Consider the following 17,923-nt stretch of genomic DNA (forward strand, 5'->3'; position numbering starts at 1 on the left):
CCCTATCCCCCTGCGACGCCATCCGCGGCGAAAGCGTGGACCTTCGCCATTCCCTCTGCGAACTTGCTGTAGGCCGGCGCTCCGCCCGGATTGAGCGACGCCAGCCACTCGGGCAGCTCGTGCCCGAGATGCTTCACCTCCACCACCACGCGCGGCTCCACCCACTGCGCGGGCTCCAGCCGCTCCACCGACAACGCAAGCTGGGACAGCGCCTGCTCCGGTGCAATCCGGTGGTAGCGAATGTTCCGATCCACCGTCACCCGCCACGCCTGCGACGACTGGTACACATGGCGCGTGTACGTCACCGCCAGCACCGGGCTGAGGCTGCCTCCGGCGATGAGCGGCAGCAGGCTGGCCCCGCCGCGCAGCACGCGGCCCAGCTCCGAGCGCGGCACCCAGACGCGGCGCTTCTGCGTGAGGCCGCGACGCTCGCGCTTCACCTCCAGCACCACCCGCGCCTCGCCGTCCGCGCCCAGGTCCGGTGAGTACTCCTTCGTCCGAACCTTGAGACAGTCATCTGGCGTGAGCAGGGCCCGCGCCGCCAGCGGGCCACCGGGCCGGTCGAAGTACACGGACACGATGCGCGTGGGCGGCGGCAGGTGCCCCTCCAGCTCCAGCGACAGGCGCGTGCCCAGGGCCGCGGCCGTCTTCTCCTCCAGCACCAGCTTGAATTCCCGCCGGAGCTTGGTGACTTCACCTTCCGCGAACGACAGCATCGTTTGGGTCTCCGTGCTCAGAAGCGTGCGCCGACTTCGATGGAATGCTGCAGCCCAGGGAATTCATCGCCGGGGCGCAGCGCGCGCTCCGTCTGGAATTGGGCCCGGAAGCGTGTGCCGAGCAGCACGTTGAAGCCGCCCACCAGTGAATGTCCGTCCCCCCGCACCGTGTCGCCGCGAAGTTGCAAGGCCTCCACGCCCGCGACGGGCTGGATGGCCCATTCGTTGCCCACGTGGATGAGGTACTGGGCCAGCAGCATCTGCGCCGTGAAGGGCCCCATGGGCAGCCGTCCGGAAATGGCCTCGCCGCTGAAGACGAAGCCCGCCCACTTCAACTCCGCGTCCGCGGCCACCGCGTGCTTGCGCGCCAGGTCCATTGCTTCGGAGACGTAGGTGCTGACGCCCACGGTGAGCGGCTTGAAGTTGAAGGGCCGCAGGCTCACGCGCGCGGCGGCATCCTCCTTCAACCGCACGCCCGCCTCGTCGACGGCCCCCTGGAAGAAGCCCGCGGAGATTTTGAGCCCCCAGACCTGCTTCAGCCGGACTTCGCCCATCAGCCCCATGCGGCGGCCACCCATCTGATGGGTCTCCGTGATGTACTCCTCCACCAGTCCGCGGGTCTGGATGGGCAGGTCCCACGATGACTCCAGCGAGCGCTGAAGGAAGGGCGTCTTGAACTGGCCGCCATAGAGGCGGAAGCGCTTGCGGTCATCCGCCAGACGCACGAAGGCGTCCTTGAGCATCTGCGAGTCCGCCAGGTCCGCCGTCACTTCGGCTTCCAGGTTGGGCAGCGACGTGCTCACACCCACGCGTGCGTCCGCGATGGAGAGGCGGCGCTGGTACTGATTGCGCTCGTCGGCGCGGGCCCGTGCGGACACGCGTCCGATGACGCGGATGGTCTGCACCTCGCCCTTGGGCTTGTCGTCAATCGCGTCCGGATTCTCGCCCAGCGAGTCGTCCTGTGCCTGACCGGGCCGCTGCTTCTGCTTGCGCTTGTTCGCGTCCTGCTCGGCCGTCGCCCCGTCATCCACTCCGGGGAGGGGATTCACGGACGGCGGCTGCGCGCCGGACGCAGGCCGTGACGGAGACGGCAGGGCCTGGGCCATGGCGCCCTCGAGTTGCGTCGGCGTGGCGTCGTCCTCCTCCGGCAACAAGGGCTCAGGAGGCTCAACGCCGTCCACCACGCCACCTGACAGAGGGTCATCCTCCACGGGCGTGGCAACTGTCTCCGTCCGTGGGCCGGGTGTCTTGGCGACAGCCCATGCCGGCATGCCCATCAGGATTGCGACGAGCAGGTTCCGCCTCGCCCGCTCATTCACCCGCCACCCGCCCATGTCCACGCCTCCCCGACCGCCACCGGAGCGCGTCCACTGCAACACGGGTGCCCGTTCGATGAGCGGACGCGGAGGGCTGGGGGAGGTTCGGTTCCGGACGAAAAGCAGGCCCGACGGCGCAGAAAACCCGTGACCAGGTCGTCACGTTGCCGCGACAGGGAACGGAAGTTCCCAATGCCGCGGCAGGCGACCCTGTACGAATGCCCGTCGGTTGGAAGGAGTTACTGCCCGGACGGAGGATCGGCCGGCGGGGTGGGGACGCTGCCCGCTTCCGGCGTGGAGGGCGCCGCCGGTGCGGGCGGAGTCTCCGTTGTCCCAGGGGTGGCTCCGGACGACTTCACGCGCCGCAGGACGTTGCGCAGGCCCAGGGCCAGCGCCGTGCCGGCACCCACGAGAATCAACCCCCAGCCCATGCCGCGGGGCAGGGGCGATCTGGCCACGGAGAATCGCGCGGTGATCACCTTCAGGTGGTTACCGCGGTATCTCACCTCCAGGTCCCATGGTCCGGGCTCGTCCGGAGTGAACTGGGTGTGCCAGTTGACCCCGTCCCGCGTCAGCGTCTTCGTCTGCTGGGAAGGCGACCCGGTGGGGTGGAAGGTGACGGTGAGGGGGCCGTCGAATTCGGGGCCCTCGAAGTTGCCTACATGCAACGACACGGAGATGGGCGCTCCCTCCGTTGGCATGGCGGGGTGGATGGTCCCCTGGAGGCGCTCCTCCGCGTCGGACCAGCGGAGCTCCAGGACGTCTCCACGGCGTTCGACACGAATCTGATCGTTCGCGGGAGCCGCAACCGTGGTAGTTGCAATGAGGAGGCTGGCGATCAGTGCCCATCCGGATTTGAATCCGGGGTGCCTTTGCCTCCGAAGTGGCTGTCCTCTAAGATGTTCTGCCCTGCTGCATTCCACCTGAGCCTGCTCCCCGCCGGCAATGTCCCGGGATGAACCCTCAATCATTCGGGAAATATCAGCTTCTTAAGAAGCTCGCCACGGGCGGCATGGCCGAGGTCTGGCTGGCGCGCCAGACGGGCATCGAGGGGTTCCACAAGAACCTCGTGGTGAAGCGCATCCTCCCGCACCTCGCGGAGGACCGTGAGTTCGTGGAGATGTTCCGGAACGAGGCGCTGATTGCCGCGCGCTTCAATCATCCGAACATCGCCCAGGTCTACGAGTTCGGCGAGGCCAACGGCACCTATTACATCGCCATGGAGTTCATCCACGGCGAGGACCTGGGCCGGGTGATGCGCAAGGCCGCCAGCACGGGGCAGTGGGTGGCGCGGCCGCTCGCCATTCGCATCGTCGCCGCCGCTTGCGAGGGCCTGCACTACGCCCACAGCCGCACGGATGACGCCGGCCGGCCCCTGCGCGTGGTGCACCGCGACATCTCGCCGCAGAACATCCTGATCAGCTTCGACGGCTCGGTGAAGCTGGTGGACTTCGGCATCGCCAAGGCCGCGGATCAGGCGTCGCTCACGAAGTCGGGCGCCATCAAGGGCAAGTTCGCGTACATGGCGCCGGAGCAGGCCGCCGGCAAGCCGCTGGACGGGCGCGCGGACATCTTCGCCATCGGCCTGGTGCTCTACGAGCTGCTCACGGGCGTGCGTCCGTTGAAGCGCGACTCGGAGCTGGCCACGCTGCAGGCCGCCATGGAGTGCGCCATCGCCGCGCCTTCACAGGTGGCGGACGTTCCGGAGGAGATGGACCCTGTGGTGATGCGGGCCATCGCGAAGAACGCGGACGACCGCTACCGAGAGGCGCGCCAGTTCCAGATGGCGCTGGAAGAGATTCTGGTCGGGCAGCGCTGGGTGGCCGGCTCGGTGCAGATCTCCGAGCTGATGGAGACGCTCTTCGCCGACCGTCTGGCCGAGGAGAAGGCCCAGGGGCAGGTCGTCCCCGTGGGCGAGGACTCCGCGAACTCCGGCACGCCCATGCCGCCCACGCCGCCGCCGCAGGAGCGTGGCCGCAGCCGCACCTCTGCCGCCGCGGAGATGAACTGGGAAGCACCTCCGGGCGAGGCCTCCGTCCGTGAGCGGCAGCGCGGCTCGTCCTCCCGGACGTCCATGGGGCCCCGGCGCACCTCGGCCGCGGTGCCCGTGGTGGACCCCGACGATGAGCAGGGTGAGTGGGAGGCGCCGTCCGGAGTCGAGGAGGAGCTGCCGCCGCCGCCGCGCCGCAGCAGGACCTCCGCGGAGCTGCGCCGTCCGTCCAACCCCAACTCCACGCAGATTGCGCGGACGAGCTCCCGTTCGGACCTGAGCCGCACGGGCGTGGGCGAGCCGCCCCCGCCTCGCCGCTCCGCCACGCGCGCCGCCCCCATCGTGGAGGACCCGGGGCCGCCTCCGTCCCGCTCGCGCGCGAGCATGGCGGCGGTCGATGAGCGCACCCGGATGGAGGACGAGGAGCTGGACGACGAGCGGACCATGCTTCCGCCGCCGGAGCCCGCGCCGCCTCCTCGCCGCCGGACCGGGATGCAGTCCGGCATCCACCCCTCCGAGGCCCCGCCGCGCCGCCGCACGTCGAGCCGCGCGGAGATGTCGTCTGCCCCACCGCGTTCGAGGACGTCGAGCGTCGCCCTGTCGCGTTCGCGCGCCGAGGAAGCCGAGGTGGACCGGGCGCTGGAGAAGTCCGCACGGAGTGCTCGCGCGGGTGTGGCCAAGCGCAACATCGCCACGGCCGGGTTCATCGTGGGGCTGGTGGCCGTGGGGGTGGTGTTCCACAAGCCCATCCTCTCGGTGCTCAACAGCCGCGCCTCCGACGGGCAGTCGGTGACGCTGTCGGTCAACACCAACGAGAAGGTGAAGGTTTCGGTACGCCACACCGAACGCTGCGGCAGTCCGCAGCCGGTGACGGAGCTGGGGGAGACCCCCCTCGTCAATGCGACGGGCGTCCATCTCCAGGACACGCTCATCTTGGTGAATGAGCAGCAGGGTATCTACAAGGAGGAGGTCGACACGCTCGCCTTCGGTGAGCCGGGGCAGGCGAAGTCCTTCACCTACGAGTTCCGCCGGGGCCAGCTCCAGCTGACGCTGAAGCCGGATGGTCTGCGCGGCATCTCCGTGAAGCGCAATGGCCAGGACCAGGGCACCTACCTGGGCAACAAGGGCATGAAGCTCGACCTCATGGAGGGCCGCCACAAGCTGGAGCTGCAGGGCGGGCCGCTGAAGGAGCCCTTCATGTTCGAGGTCGAGATCAAGCCCGGCCTCATCAACAAGCAGACCGAGGACTTGTCCGCCTTCGTGGGCTAGCGGCGTGCCTCCCCGTCAGTAGCGGGGCAGGCTGGGGTCCACCTGCCGGGAGTACAGGTCGATGCCTCCTCGCAGCGACACCGCGTCGATGCCCAGCGACATCAGGTAGGCCGCGCCGTCCAGGCTGCGCACGCCATGGTGGCAGTAGACCACCACGGGCCGGCCGCGCAGGGCTTCCAGTTCATCCGCGCGCTCTTCCAATTCAGGCAGGGGAATCAGCAGCGAGTCCGGCAGGGCCACCCACGCATTCTCCGTGGGAAAACGCACATCGAGCAGGGCAGGGCGGGACTCCGCGGGGCCGGCGAGCAGCTCTGCGAGGCGGGCGGGGGCAATCTCGGGAATGGGCATGGCGTGACGTCCTCAGGCGGGCGTGGGGGCGGCGCAGAAGCGCTCGTAGTCGATGAGCTCCACCGTCGCGCCCGGCGCGCACACGGGGCACTGCGTGTCCCGACGCAGCTTGAGCTCCTGGAAGCGGGTGCCCAGCGCGTCGAAGGTGAGCAGCCGCCCCACCAGGGGTTCACCCTGGCCGAGGATGAGCTTGAGCGCCTCGGTGGCCTGGAGCAGACCGATGAGTCCGGGCAGCACGCCCAGGACGCCTGCCTCCGCACACGAGGGCGCCAGCTCGGGCGGGGGCGGGGCGGGGTAGAGGCAGCGGTAGCAGGGGCCCTGGCCGGGGACGAAGGACGTCACCTGTCCCTCGAAGCGGAAGATGGAGCCGTGGACATTGGGCTTGCCGAGCATGACGCACGCGTCATTGAGCAGGTACCGCGTGGGGAAATTGTCCCCGCCGTCGAGCACCATGTCGAAGCCCTCTAGTATCTTCAGCACGTTGTGTGAGGTGAGGCGCTCCTCGAAGCCCACCACCTCCACGTCCGGATTGAGGGCCTCGATGGCGGCCCGGGCACTGGCCACCTTGGGCTGGCCCTGGCGCTCGCGGGTGTGGATGACCTGCCGCTGGAGGTTGCTCAGGTCGACCACATCCGAGTCGACGATGCCCAGCGTGCCGACGCCCGCGGCCGCGAGGTACAGCGCCGCTGGCGAGCCCAGTCCGCCGGCCCCCAGCAGCAGGACGCGGGCTTGAAGCAGCTTCGCCTGGCCCGCCTCACCTACCTCGGGGAGGCTCAGGTGGCGGCGGTACCGCTCCTTCTGCTCGGCGGTGAGGACGAAGGGTTTCTCCACCGGCAGGGCGGCGTCACTCCACCGGTTGTAGCCGCCGGCCAGGGAGGCCACCCGCTCGTACCCCAGCTCCTTCAGCGTCTTGGCGGCCAGGGCGGAGCGGGTGCCCCCGGCGCAGTAGACGACCAGCTCCTCGTCACGCTGGACCTGGCTTTCGATGCGTAACTCCAGGTAACCCCTGGGAATGTGGAGAGCGCCGGGCAGCCGGCCGCCGGCGTATTCGTCCGCCTCCCGGACGTCCAGCAGCCGCACGGAGGCCCGGGCGTCCAGCAGCCGCTTCACGTCGTCCACGGAGACCTCTCGAATCTCCTGTTTCACTCCGGCCAGCAGCGTCTGGAAGGTCCGAGCCATGTCGGATGCATATAACCCAGGGGCTGGGCCCATGGATTTTCCGGGCCCGGGCGTTATAAGTCCTCCAGAGGAGACATGGATATGGACAGCACCCCCACGACTTCCGCCGCCCCCGCCGCCTCGCCGGCTTCCCAGGCCACTCCGGTGGCCGTGCGCCTGACGGACGCCGCCATCCAGCAGGTGAAGAGCGTCATCAAGGCCCAAGGCTTCGAGGGCTACTTCTTCTCCATCCGCGTGGTGCCCGCTGGCTGCAGCGGCCTGGGCTATGACTTGAACCTGGTCAAGGAGTCCAAGGCCGGTGACACCGTCTGGGAGCAGGACGGCGTGAAGATCGCCTCCGACGCGATGAGCAGCCAGTACCTCGGGGGCACGGAGATTGACTACGTCTCCGCCATCACCGGTTCGGGCTTCAAGTTCAACAACCCGAACGCGAAGTCCTCCTGCGGCTGCGGCACGTCGTTCACGACCTGAGCCGCACCGCCGCGGTATCGCCCGTGACGCGGGCGGGAAGGCCGGGCCGGGGCGGATGCCTCGCCCGGCCTTCGTGCGTCAGGCACCCGCGATGGGCGTCATCACCTTCAACCAGGACTGGTTCTCCTTCTGCCGGGCCAGACGCAGCGTCCGGCGTGCCTGGGCCTCCTGGAAGGCCATGCGGTCCGCGTCCGTCTCCATCAGCAGGGGCGGCACCGGCACTCGCTGGCCGTCCTTGTCGATGGCCACGAAGGTCAGCAGCGCGCTGGTGGTGAGGTGACGCTCGCCGGTGAGCGGGTTCTCCGCGTGCACCGTGACGCCCACCTCCATGGAGGTTCGGAAGGCGGCCAGCACCCGGCCGTGCAGCAGCGCGACCCAGCCCACCTTGATGGGGGCGTGGAAGTGCAAATCATCCATGGAGGCCGTCACCACGACCTGCCGGCAGTGGCGCTGCGCGGCCACGGCCCCGCAGATGTCAATCCACTGCATCACCTTGCCACCGAAGGCAGCATCCAGGTTGTTGGCGTCCGGAGGCAGGATGAGCTGGGTCATCACCACCTCCGTGTCCTTCGGATTCTTCGCGCTCAGGTCGGTCATCTCGCACCTTGGGTTGTCGGACGGAGCCTGCGGCCGGGCCGCGCCGGTTCATCCGGTGGATATCCCAAGCTCTAACGCGATGGGCCAGACAATGTCCGCGCAGGTGACAGGCCCGGGCGCGGCGCTCAGGCCAGGAAGGTGGAGACGCGGTCGAGGAACTCCTCGCGTCCCCGGCCTCGCCGGATGTCCTGCTTCGACACGTCCATGGTGAGGCAGTCCACGCCGTACTTCTCCTGCAGCACCAGGGGGAAGCTGGCGTAGTAGCCGTTGAGGCCCCGAAGGAACTGGTGGCGGATGCCCTTCTCCTCCTCGCGTCCCCGGGTGCGGATGCGCTGGAGGAGCACCTCCACGCTGCCGACCTCGAAGCAGATGACCTTGTCGGGGCGGATGATGTGGCGCGACAGCCGCTGGAAGTACTCGTAGTACAGGTCCAGCTCCGCGTTCGTCAGGTGCCCCAGGCCGTGGAGGTACTTGGCGAAGATTTCAGGGTCCTCGTACAGGGTGCGGTCCTGCACGCAGCTGCGGCGGTACGAATGGATGAGCTCGTGGTGTTCGACGCGCCGGATGAGGAACTCGAGCTGGAGCGTGAAGGACCACCGCGTCATGTCCGCGTAGTAGTCACGCAGGAATCGGTTGTCGATGACGGGCTCGTCGAACAGCTCGTAGCCGAAGGCCTGGCTGATCATCTTCGCCGCCGTCGTCTTGCCCGCGCCGATGTTGCCCGCCAGCGCCACGAAGCGCCGAGCCTTGGGCACCTTGACGCGCATCGTGTTGCGGGAACGCGGGGTGGCCGCGGGGGCCTCTTCCTGGGCGGGGGCGGCCTGGGCGGGCTTCGAGCGCGTGCGAGCGGTGGTGCGAGGCATGAATCCGGGGCTTATCCCGGCTTCGAGGGGGCGTCCATGATCTGCCTCAGGACGTCCGGCCGGTCGGTCATGATGCCGCCGACGCCTTCCGCCAGGAGCTGTTTCATCTCCTCCGGGTCATCCACCGTCCAGACGTTGACCCACTTACCCCGGGCCGCGCACTGCTGGAGGAAGTCCGTGTCCACCAGCCGGACCTCACCGAAGTAGAGCGGCATGTCGAGCACGGTGTAGCGAGGGTCCTCCGGCGGCGTGTCCCCGCCACGCAGGGCGATGACGAAGGCCGCGAGTGCATCGCGGGGATAGAAGTGGCAGGCGGAAGGGAGACGCTCCGCCAGCCGCTCGGCCACGGTGTCCAGCTCGCTGCCCATGCACACCCGCTCCAGGGCGCCTTCCTCCTGAAGCACCTGGGCGAAGGTGTCCTCGATGCCGGGGACATCCGGCTTGAGCTCCACGTTGAGGCGCAGGTTGGGGAAGGCGCGCAGCAGTTCGCGGAAGCTGGGGATGCGCACGCCCTGGCCCCGGAACGGGAAGGTGCGGCCTTCATCGGGCGTGAAGTGGAAGCCCGCGTCCAGCCGCTGGAGTTCGGCCAGCGTGAGCGCGGCCAGAGGGCCCGTGCCGTCCGTGCAGCGCTCCAGCGTGGCGTCATGGGCAACGACGAGCTCCCCGTCCCGGGTGAGGTGGAGGTCGAGCTCCACCATGTCCGTGCGATAGCGCTCCACGGCCTGCCGGAAGGCCGCCAGCGTGTTCTCCGGCGCCACGGCCGCGCCTCCACGGTGGGCGATGTGCAGCGTGGGCCGCAGGCCGCGGAGGAAGGGGAGGGGAGAGGATGCCATGCCGCCAGTGTAGCGACTGGCGGCGTGGGGCTGGCTAGCGGTTGAATCGGTAGACGAAGATTCGTACAGGGCCGCCACCAGGGCTGGCGTCCCATGCCACCCAGGGGGTGCCGTCTGTATCCAACTGGAGCGACACCGTGGCGGCGCCGTTGGATTTCGGAATCGCACTGGGTGCAGTGTTGAGCGGCAGCCAGTCATCGCCGGTCCACGTCCTGACGTGCACGTGTCTGGCGGTGCCCTCTTCTTCAATCCAGGCGATGACCGGGGTGCCCTCGCTGTCCAATGCGAGCGCGGGGCTGTCCGCGGGGGTGTTGCCGGGAGCTGCGCTGAGAGGGCCGCCCAGTGCCTTCCACTGGCGGTCTTCCCACTGACGCACGTAAATGTCCGTCGCCGTTGTGCCAGAGCCGCTGGGATTGGATTCCTTCCAGGCGAGGACTGGCACGTCCGCGGCCGATACCTTCAAGACGGGCTGAGACGCGAAGGTGCCACCGGAGTGGTGCCTGATGGCTCCGCCCAACGCGTTCCAGCCTACGGCCGTGCGTTGCTTGACGAAGATGCGCGCGTCCTGGGTCGGCGTACCTCCCTCTTGCATGACTTCAGCCCAGGCGACGACCGGGAGCCGCGAGCTGTTCAACGACAGGGTGGGGGTGGAGACGATTCCGCACTGTTCTGGAGCGCCGCGAGACGGGCTGTCGACTTGAAGCCAGTTTCCGTCGCTCTGTGTCTGGACGGCGAGATGGACATCACCCTGGCAGCCGAATCCCGAGTAGGCGCCAGTTCCGTGCGCGAGAAAGGGTGTCCCCGCGGTGTCGAACGCGAAGGAGGGGGCTTCGCGCTGCTCGGGCCAGTTCGTAGGCCACGCCGTGTCCCAGTCACTGGCGGTCAGTGCAAAACGTTCCCATTCGGCGCCCGCCCAGCGATGGATGGCCGTTTCGGCCACGTCGACAAGTCCGAGTTCCTCGTCCTCTCGCTTGAAAAAGTGGGAGAAGGCAACGACCGGTTCGCCGTCGTTGCTGAAGTGGAAGTCGGCGGTGGTGCTGGCGGGCTTCAGGACGGAGCCCAGTCGCTCCCAGGTCTGCCCCGTCCAGCGACGTACCCCCACGCCGTTGTCGACCCGGAATGCAACGATCGCGGCTTGCGGAGCGTGCTCCCTCAGCGCCAGCCGTGACAGGGTCGCAGCACCTTCTTCGATGACGAGCCCATCGCGGGGACCGACAGGGAGCCACGCAGGGACACTCCAGGACCAACTCGCCGAAGGCGCTGCTACTGGGTTCCCCGCGAGGTCCCGGACACCGGTGAGCTTCACCTCCACATCTCGGGGCAGCGGAAGCTCGACGCCGGCTTGAATCTCCAGGGCCCGCTGGGATTCGGAGAGGCTCAGTGTCCTGGCGACGCTTTCGCCGTTGACGAGGAGTTCGACGCTCGAGGCGGCGAGACTGTCTGGATGGAGCGCTTCGGAGAACTCGACCCGGATGGGGTGGGATGCGCTGACGTCCTCTTCCCCGTCGGCCGGCGCTCTCAGGGCGATGGTAGGCGGTGTCGGGTCGATGGTGACGACGAGTGGCTCGCTCTGCCACGTCGCGTTCTGGAGCCTGACACGGGCGGTCAGTGAGTGTTGACCTTCCGAATGCGCCGAGGTGTCCCATGCGAATTCGGTCGGAGCCGTGACGTGCCCAAGGGGCGCGCCATCGAGCAGGAGTTCGACGTCGTCGGGCGACTCGCCGTTGGTTTCGATGTGGACGGTGACCGTGTCGCGAACGTGGGTCGCGCCCCCGGCGAGTTGGAGCCTGACATAGGGCGTCCCGCTGTCCGGGAGTTCAGGAGGCTCGACGACGTCGGGGACATTGATGCAGGCCGTCAGGACGCCGAAGCCAAGCAGGGCGGTGAGGCACGTTTTGGAGGTCATGAAGTGAACGAGTGCAGGACGCATTCCATGGTGGCATGCCGCGTGCGGCGCAAGCCAGGCCACGGGACGAGGGGGGCGGTGTTCCCATCGCCGGACGGGAATCCGGCTGAATGGACCCTCAGCTCGCGATGATCGCTGACGTGAGCGCCACGCGCTGGCCCGCGAACACGCACGGTGCGTCACGGCAGTCTGGATTTCACGACAGACAAGCGGTCGCAGGAATCGTTCACTCAACGCAACAGGGAGGGTCGCGATTTCACCAGACCGACACCTTCTACAAGGAGGCTTCCTTGCCGCCCCCCTCGAGGCACCGGTATAAGGCGCCAACCCCCTGGCTGACAGGCGTCGGTTTTCACGAACCGCGGCGCCGGAACGAATGGAGATTCTCGAAATGCAACTGCGCAAGACGCTAGGCGCGGCGGCGCTGGTGACCGCGGCGACGATGGCATCCATGGCTGGCTGTTCTGGCCGTGACGACGATACGGATCCGCTGCCGGACGCTGGCTGCCTCGGCACCTGTAGCCCGGACTCCGGGACCGGCGACGCGGGCACGGGGGACGCGGGTACGGGTGACGCGGGCACGGGTGACGCGGGCATTCAGACGGTGACCATCCGCGAGGCGCGCCTTCTGGGCGACCGTCCTCAGATCATCCTGGAGGGCGTCGTCGTCACGACGGTGGTCTACGTCTCTTCGAAGGACACGGGCGTTTCGGCGGACTTCTGGGTGGCTGATCCGAACAACGCTCAGGACGGCATCTTCGTCCAGAAGTACCGGACGGATCCGCCGACCACGTACGTGCCTGCGAAGGGCGACATCGTGACCATCCAGGGCTACGTCCAGAACAACAGCCGCTTCCGGGACCGCGAGGGCTACCGCAAGGTCCTGAAGAATAACTTCGACTTCCGCGGCGCAAGCGAAGCCACCCCGATGGTCATCACCAAGACGGGCACGATGACACCGCCCAACGACATCGCGGTCAGCATCGACAACGGCTTCGGTAACGCGGATGGTGGCGTCGGCCGGCCCAACCTGGAGCACCTGGGCGCTCGTGTCCACATCCAGGGGCCGCTGACTCTGACTGACGCCAATCCCATGGCCATGAAGCGGCTCGCCACTCCCGATGGTGGCGAAGACACCATGCACTTCGGCTTCGAGGTCTCCGGCGGCGTGCTCGTGAACAACCTCACCACCTTCGGTACGACGACCGATGATGGCACGCCGCGCTGCGACTACCGCGTCATGGTGAACGACGGTGGCTCCGTGACCTTCCCGGATGGCATCCGCGGCGTGTGGGACACCTTCACCCACGCGCCCTGCATGGACGGTGGCACCAGCACGTTCAGCTGCTTCAATGACGCGGGCGTGATCCCCGGCACGACGAACACGTGGACGACGGTGCTCTACCCCGAGGGGTGTGACGACCTGCAGGGTGTGGTCACGCAGCCCGAGACGCTTCGTCCGGCCGCCCCCGGCGCCCAGACGGAGTAAGGGCCCGCGACGAGGGTGTGTCCCTCGTCGGTTGATTCGGCCGCCCCTCGCCCATCCGGGGAGGGGCGGCTTCTTTTTGGGCCCGGAAGGCGGGGTGGGTGTCCGGAACCCACCGAAGCGGGTCCCTGGCTCCCAGGAGCCGGTGATTGTGGGTAAGCTCCGGAAAAGTCCAGTCCATTCACCTTCTGACAGACGGCCTTTCTTCGTGAGCTCGCCCCAGACGGCCATTCCGTTCGGTAACTACCTGCTGATCAAGCGGCTCGCCGTGGGAGGCATGGCGGAGCTGTTCCTGTCCCAGCGGCCGCCGGACCCCGAGCTGGTCGTGCTCAAGCGCATCCTCCCGTACCTCTCGGAGGAGCCCGAGTTCGTCCAGATGTTCCTGGACGAGGCGCGCATCGCCGCGCAGCTCCACCACCCCAACATCGTGCAGGTGCACGAGTTGGGGAAGGAGGGCGACAACATCTTCATCGCCATGGAGTACGTGGAGGGCGTGGACCTGCGGCGCGTCATGGCCGAGGAGTCCAAGTTCGGCGCCACGGTGCCCTATGGCGTGGCCGCGCGCATCTGCGCGCAGGTGGCCGCCGGCCTGGATTACGCGCACCACAGCCGCGGCGTGGACGGGCGCCCGCTGGAGTTGATCCACCGCGACGTCAGCCCGCAGAACGTGATGATCGGCTACGACGGACGCGTCAAGCTGGTCGACTTCGGCATCGCCAAGGCGGGCGCGTTCATGGAACGCAGCAAGCCGGGCGTCATCAAGGGCAAGTTCCTCTACCTGGCGCCGGAGCAGGTGTCGCAGGAGCGGCTGGACCACCGCGCGGACATCTTCGCGCTGGGCACCATGCTGTACGAAATCACCACCGGCCGGCAGCCCTTCGCCAAGCCGACGACGGAAGGCATCCTCTACGCCATCCGCTACGAGGACCCGTCGCCGCCGCACCTGCTTCGCGACGATTACCCGCAGGGGCTCTCGCGCATCGTCATGCGCTGCCTCACCAAGGACCGCGCCCAGCGCTACCAGCGCGCTTCGGAGGTGCGCGACGCGCTGGAGTCCTTCCTCGCCTCCGGCACCCTCCGGCAGAGCCTGGATGTGTCGGAGTACATCTGCCGGCTGCTGGGCGAGGAGGAGGAGCGCACCATCCTCCACATCCCCGAGGCCAAGGGCCCCGGCCGGCGTGAAGCCACCGTGCCGCTGCAGGGGGCCCGGCTCTCCCAGGACGCAGCACCGCCGCGGCGCCCGTCCGTACTGGAGTCCACCGCACCCACGCTGTCCTCCGCCACCACGCCCGAGTCCGACCTGGCCTCGGTGCCCAGCGCGCAGCTTACGCCCGGCCTCACCGCCCGGCCCACGCCTCGCCGCGCCTCCGGGGACTCGGTGCCGGTGGCCTTCTCCGGCGACGAGCCCGAGCCCGCCACGCTGATGGCGCGCCCGCGCGACCTGCCTGCCCTCCAGGCGGGTGACGACGACGATGATTCGGAGATGTCCACCGCCGTCGCCACCACGCCCGTGGGTTACCGGGCCGCCGCGCTGGTGGTGGAGGACCTGGACATCGGCGACGGTGAGTCCACCGTGCCGCAGCGGAGTCGACCCAAGGACATTCCATCCCGTCCTGCCGCGACACCTCCGGCTCCGGCTCCGGTTCGCCGCTCCGCGCCGCACATGGCGTCTCCTCCGGCGCGTGTGGCGGAGCCGTCCCGTACGCGTCGCCCCGGCCCGTCGTCTCCCTCGCACGTGGCGGCCTCGCGCCGGCCCCCTCCGCCGGAGGAGGACGCAGCTCCGTCCGTGTCCATCACGCCGGTGCCTCCGCGTCGCGCATCCTCGCTGGACCTGGAGCTCTCCCAGTCCGTCTCCCTGACTCCCGCCACGGTGAATCAGCGGCCGCCACCACCGCGGAGCCCGCCGCCGTCCCGAGGCGCCCGGCACAAGGACGAGGACGATGAAGACTTCCTCCATACCGACCTGAGCCAGTCCTCGCTGGAGTACACGGACCCTCGGCCCACGCTCCGGGATGATCCGGACGATGACGAGTCCACCATGGGCTATGGCGGGGACTCGGGCGAGTTCACCGCCGACACGCGGGCCATGCCGCCCAAGCGCAAGCGTCCGGTGGCGCTGGTGGTGGCGTGCGTCGTGGGGCTGCTCGCCCTGGGCATCGGCCTGACGTGGTGGTTCTTGGTCGGCGCGCGCGGAGCATCGGCGTGGCCGCCTCAGGACTTGTCGGTCGGCGCGTTGGAGCAGCAGGGAACGGCGTCACCTGTCGTCCGGCCCGCCATGGGACAGGCGCTGCCTGCCGCCAGACTCACGAACGCGCCCCCCGTGGCGCAAGACGACGGGCGTCCGGAAGCGACGGCGCCGACTGAACCGGCGAAGCCTCCGGAGCCGGGAGCACCAGCGTCCCCTGATGCCAACGCGGACGCACCGCCCGCGGCCACCGCCGAAGTCTCTCGGGTGAGCGTCCGCTTCGATGCTCCCGTCCGTACGGTGCTGCGGCGTGAGGGCGGCGAGCGCCTCCCCATCAACACCCTCGTCTCGCTGCCCGCGGGCCCCATCCGGGTGAGCTACCAGTGCCCGGGACGTCGGAAGCCGAAGGGTACAAAACCCTACCTCATAGAGCCAGCGAGCGAGGGGCCGCTCGTCCTGCAGATTCCGTGCAAGAAGCGACGCTAGTGACATCGGGCGTTTGAGGGGTATGCGGCATCCTGCCCCAGCGGCGGACAAGTGGGCCCTGGTGGGCTTGAGTGGCCTTAAGTCGTTGGAATTCCAGGGCTTTCACCTTCCCGAGCGCGTTTACACATGTCAGACGGGTCCGTAGAATCCGGAACCCTTATGGCGCGCCCGAAGAGTCAGAAAAACGTAATCAGGAAGCGGAGTTACACGGCCGGCCGGGTGGCCCGGCAGGTTCCCCTCGTCCCCGAGCCCAACAGGCTCCTGAAGGTCTGGCGTCGCGTGCTCGAACGCCGGCTGCGCACACGCCTGCGCGCGAAGGTGGCGTTGGAGATTCACGACAACACGCACACCATGCTGACGTTCCAACGCCAGCGGGCCATGTGGCGGCTTCGGCTGCACCACATGTTCCTGGTCGCTCCGGACGACGTGGTGCAGGCGCTCGCAAGCTTCGTGCGCAAGGGTGACCCGGACGCCAGCGTGCTGCTGGACAAGTTCATCGAGCGCAACCGCGTCTACATCCGGCGCCTGTCTCCGGCGCAGATGCGCAAGCGCATCCGGCTGGAGCCCGTGGGGCAGCACCACGATTTGGAGCGCATCTACGTCCGGCTGAACGAGCGCTACTTCGACGGCCGCATCGACGCGGCCATCACCTACGGCCCGGCGCCGCGGGTGAAGGGGCCTCGCAAGAGCATCAAGATGGGCTCCTACTCCGCGGACTCGAAGGTCATCCGCATCCACCCGGCGTTGGACCAGCCGGTGGTGCCCCGCTACTTCGTGGAGTGGATTGTCTTCCACGAGATGCTCCACCACGTGTACCGGACGCGGAAGGGCGACGACGGCAGGCGCTGCATCCACCCGCCCGAGCTGATGGAGCACGAGAAGCAGTTCCACGACTACGCCCGCGCCCTCGCGTGGGAGCGGGAGAACCTGGACCTGCTCCTGCGTGCCCGCGTGACGCCGGCCTGAGTGGCCGTGCGTGGGTCCCCTGTGCTCAGGGGATGATGAGCCCGCCGGGGCTGCGCCGCTCCAGCGTAGGGGCAGGCGCGGCCTCCGCGGGGCCGGTGTCCGCGCCGGGCTGTGCACCGGCCCGCGCCGCGGCGGCGGCCACCAGGGCCAGCACCTTCTCGAAGAGCCGCTCGGCGAAGCGGGAGAAGGGCTCCTGGGCCCCATGGAAGAGCCGGCGGGCCTCGGCCCGGGCGATGTCCGCCTCGCGTGGGCGGCTGCTCCGCTCGAAGTAGTCCGCCATCCGCCACAACCGCAGCGCGTAGCGCTGGCGCACCTCGGGGGTGAAGAAATCCCGGGCCACGCCAAGCACCGCCGCCTGGAGCTGCTCCTGGCGCTGCACGTCGCTCAGCGACAGGGGGCTGTGCACCACTTCGTCCATCTTCTGCACCAGGACCCGCATGTCGGACTCCGGAGGCAGCCACGAAGCCAGCTCCACGGTGTCGTGGAGGACGTCGGCTTCCTGTGCGCGGCGGATGTCCTCGGGCTCGGGCGGAGGCAGCTCGGTGGGCGACTGCTGCGGCTGGACATCAAAGTGGCGCAGCACCACGTCCAGTCCTTCGGGGAAGGGCGTGTGGGTGCGCAGGTTGGTGCCGGCGGCCTCGGCCAGCAGGGCCGCGGCTTCCTCGGGCGGCAGTTCCACGATGCCGCCGTGGGCCAGCCCGTCCTTCACCAGCTTCCGCCAGGTGGCGCGGTTCCTGTCGCCCAACTGGAGCGCCACCACGCCGCGCTCGTCGGACAGCTGCATCTGCACCACCTCCACGCCCGCGCCGCGCAGCACCCGTGCCAGCACGAGCGCTCGCTCGCCGCCACCAGTGACGGCGCTGGCGAGCGCGTTGAGGGGCTCGGGGGCGGCGGCGCGGGGGGGCTCGGCCGGGGCGGCACGCGCGGGCCCGGCCACGGCGACGCCACGCGAGCGAAGCTGGTACAGCGCCTTCTTCGCGGCCTTGGCCAGGGGCTTCACGGCTGAGGACGACAGGGCCTCCGGCAGGGCGGTGTGCCCGTCTGACACGGCGGCCTCGAGCACGGCCAGGGCCAGGGGCTCCGGAAGGGCCTCCACGCGGGCGAGGGTGGCCTGGGGCACGTCGTGCGCCAGGGCGCGGGCGGACTCCACCGCTTCGGCGGGAAAGGCAGGCAGCGGCGCGCTGGAGCGCAGGGCGTCCAGTAGGGAGCGAGGGTCCGAAGAGGAGGAACTCATACGGGACGTTCTACTGCACGGTGCCCGTCCCGGGGCATGCCCCGCGCGGGCATTGCGCCCACCAGGTCACAGTGCCGC

General features: G+C 68.9%; 15 protein-coding genes. 5 read left to right on the forward strand and 10 right to left on the reverse strand.

Annotated elements, in window-relative coordinates:
• Positions 1-2 precede the first annotated feature (2 nt).
• The 3 genes from BHS09_RS12660 to BHS09_RS12670 all read right to left on the reverse strand — a co-directional run bounded on the left by BHS09_RS12660 (position 3) and on the right by BHS09_RS12670 (position 2,733).
• Positions 3-716, reverse strand: coding sequence for a VTC domain-containing protein (locus BHS09_RS12660; protein ID WP_140797989.1), 714 nt, complete (start codon positions 714-716; stop codon positions 3-5).
• 17 nt (positions 717-733) lie between these two features.
• Entirely contained in the window at positions 734-2,095 is a 1,362-nt protein-coding gene (locus tag BHS09_RS12665) for a hypothetical protein (protein WP_140797990.1), read from the reverse strand.
• A 176-nt stretch (positions 2,096-2,271) separates the two neighbouring features.
• Positions 2,272-2,733, reverse strand: coding sequence for a hypothetical protein (locus BHS09_RS12670; RefSeq protein ID WP_140797991.1), 462 nt, complete (start codon positions 2,731-2,733; stop codon positions 2,272-2,274).
• A 254-nt stretch (positions 2,734-2,987) separates the two neighbouring features.
• On the opposite strand from BHS09_RS12670, the gene BHS09_RS12675 reads away from it, so the two are divergent.
• The gene (locus tag BHS09_RS12675; RefSeq protein ID WP_140790003.1) at positions 2,988-5,291 is read left to right on the forward strand and encodes a serine/threonine protein kinase; all 2,304 of its coding nucleotides are present in this window, start codon (positions 2,988-2,990) and stop codon (positions 5,289-5,291) included.
• Between the two features lie 15 nt (positions 5,292-5,306).
• Here the strand turns inward: BHS09_RS12675 and BHS09_RS12680 are convergent, their stop codons facing one another.
• Both BHS09_RS12680 and moeB read right to left on the reverse strand, forming a co-directional pair.
• On the reverse strand, positions 5,307-5,639 hold the full coding sequence (locus BHS09_RS12680) for a rhodanese-like domain-containing protein (RefSeq protein WP_140797992.1): 333 nt from the start codon (positions 5,637-5,639) through the stop codon (positions 5,307-5,309).
• 12 nt (positions 5,640-5,651) lie between these two features.
• Positions 5,652-6,818, reverse strand: coding sequence for a molybdopterin-synthase adenylyltransferase MoeB (gene moeB / locus BHS09_RS12685; RefSeq protein WP_174258750.1), 1,167 nt, complete (start codon positions 6,816-6,818; stop codon positions 5,652-5,654).
• An 81-nt stretch (positions 6,819-6,899) separates the two neighbouring features.
• Here moeB and BHS09_RS12690 point away from each other — a divergent pair, with 81 nt between their 5' ends.
• Positions 6,900-7,289: a HesB/IscA family protein gene (locus tag BHS09_RS12690; protein WP_140790009.1), complete on the forward strand. Its 390-nt coding sequence runs from the start codon at positions 6,900-6,902 to the stop codon at positions 7,287-7,289.
• A 78-nt stretch (positions 7,290-7,367) separates the two neighbouring features.
• Here the strand turns inward: BHS09_RS12690 and BHS09_RS12695 are convergent, their stop codons facing one another.
• The 4 genes from BHS09_RS12695 to BHS09_RS12710 all read right to left on the reverse strand — a co-directional run bounded on the left by BHS09_RS12695 (position 7,368) and on the right by BHS09_RS12710 (position 11,488).
• Positions 7,368-7,886, reverse strand: coding sequence for an acyl-CoA thioesterase (locus BHS09_RS12695; RefSeq protein WP_140790011.1), 519 nt, complete (start codon positions 7,884-7,886; stop codon positions 7,368-7,370).
• 125 nt (positions 7,887-8,011) lie between these two features.
• On the reverse strand, positions 8,012-8,749 hold the full coding sequence (locus tag BHS09_RS12700; protein WP_140797994.1) for a deoxynucleoside kinase: 738 nt from the start codon (positions 8,747-8,749) through the stop codon (positions 8,012-8,014).
• Positions 8,750-8,760: 11 nt separating this feature from the next.
• Entirely contained in the window at positions 8,761-9,582 is an 822-nt protein-coding gene (locus BHS09_RS12705; protein ID WP_140797995.1) for a glycerophosphodiester phosphodiesterase family protein, read from the reverse strand.
• Positions 9,583-9,616: 34 nt separating this feature from the next.
• A complete protein-coding gene (locus BHS09_RS12710; protein ID WP_237080338.1) occupies positions 9,617-11,488 on the reverse strand; it encodes an Ig-like domain-containing protein in 1,872 nt (623 codons plus the stop codon).
• 391 nt (positions 11,489-11,879) lie between these two features.
• Here BHS09_RS12710 and BHS09_RS12715 point away from each other — a divergent pair, with 391 nt between their 5' ends.
• From BHS09_RS12715 to BHS09_RS12725, 3 genes are all read left to right on the forward strand, one after another.
• Positions 11,880-12,977 (forward strand): hypothetical protein, encoded by a 1,098-nt coding sequence (locus tag BHS09_RS12715; protein ID WP_237078269.1) that lies wholly within the window; start codon positions 11,880-11,882, stop codon positions 12,975-12,977.
• Positions 12,978-13,182: 205 nt separating this feature from the next.
• Complete coding sequence (locus BHS09_RS12720) at positions 13,183-15,645, forward strand: serine/threonine-protein kinase (protein WP_140797996.1); 2,463 nt, start codon at positions 13,183-13,185, stop codon at positions 15,643-15,645.
• A gap of 219 nt (positions 15,646-15,864) precedes the next feature.
• Positions 15,865-16,611, forward strand: coding sequence for a hypothetical protein (locus BHS09_RS12725; RefSeq protein WP_140790021.1), 747 nt, complete (start codon positions 15,865-15,867; stop codon positions 16,609-16,611).
• 25 nt (positions 16,612-16,636) lie between these two features.
• Here the strand turns inward: BHS09_RS12725 and BHS09_RS12730 are convergent, their stop codons facing one another.
• Entirely contained in the window at positions 16,637-17,845 is a 1,209-nt protein-coding gene (locus tag BHS09_RS12730; RefSeq protein ID WP_140797997.1) for a hypothetical protein, read from the reverse strand.
• Positions 17,846-17,923: the final 78 nt, after the last annotated feature.

Origin of the sequence: Myxococcus xanthus (assembly GCF_006402735.1) — a bacterium.
Lineage (GTDB): Bacteria > Myxococcota > Myxococcia > Myxococcales > Myxococcaceae > Myxococcus > Myxococcus xanthus_A.

Coding starts and splice junctions, on each gene's coding strand:
- BHS09_RS12715 (WP_237078269.1), top strand. CDS start 11,880: ATGCAACTGCGCAAGACGCTAGGCGCGGCGGCGCTGGTGACCGCGGCG.
- BHS09_RS12675 (WP_140790003.1), top strand. CDS start 2,988: ATGAACCCTCAATCATTCGGGAAATATCAGCTTCTTAAGAAGCTCGCC.
- BHS09_RS12660 (WP_140797989.1), bottom strand. CDS start 716: ATGCTGTCGTTCGCGGAAGGTGAAGTCACCAAGCTCCGGCGGGAATTC.
- BHS09_RS12690 (WP_140790009.1), top strand. CDS start 6,900: ATGGACAGCACCCCCACGACTTCCGCCGCCCCCGCCGCCTCGCCGGCT.
- BHS09_RS12730 (WP_140797997.1), bottom strand. CDS start 17,845: ATGAGTTCCTCCTCTTCGGACCCTCGCTCCCTACTGGACGCCCTGCGC.
- BHS09_RS12670 (WP_140797991.1), bottom strand. CDS start 2,733: ATGCCAACGGAGGGAGCGCCCATCTCCGTGTCGTTGCATGTAGGCAAC.
- BHS09_RS12700 (WP_140797994.1), bottom strand. CDS start 8,749: ATGCCTCGCACCACCGCTCGCACGCGCTCGAAGCCCGCCCAGGCCGCC.
- BHS09_RS12680 (WP_140797992.1), bottom strand. CDS start 5,639: ATGCCCATTCCCGAGATTGCCCCCGCCCGCCTCGCAGAGCTGCTCGCC.
- moeB (WP_174258750.1), bottom strand. CDS start 6,818: ATGGCTCGGACCTTCCAGACGCTGCTGGCCGGAGTGAAACAGGAGATT.
- BHS09_RS12695 (WP_140790011.1), bottom strand. CDS start 7,886: ATGACCGACCTGAGCGCGAAGAATCCGAAGGACACGGAGGTGGTGATG.
- BHS09_RS12710 (WP_237080338.1), bottom strand. CDS start 11,488: ATGACCTCCAAAACGTGCCTCACCGCCCTGCTTGGCTTCGGCGTCCTG.
- BHS09_RS12705 (WP_140797995.1), bottom strand. CDS start 9,582: ATGGCATCCTCTCCCCTCCCCTTCCTCCGCGGCCTGCGGCCCACGCTG.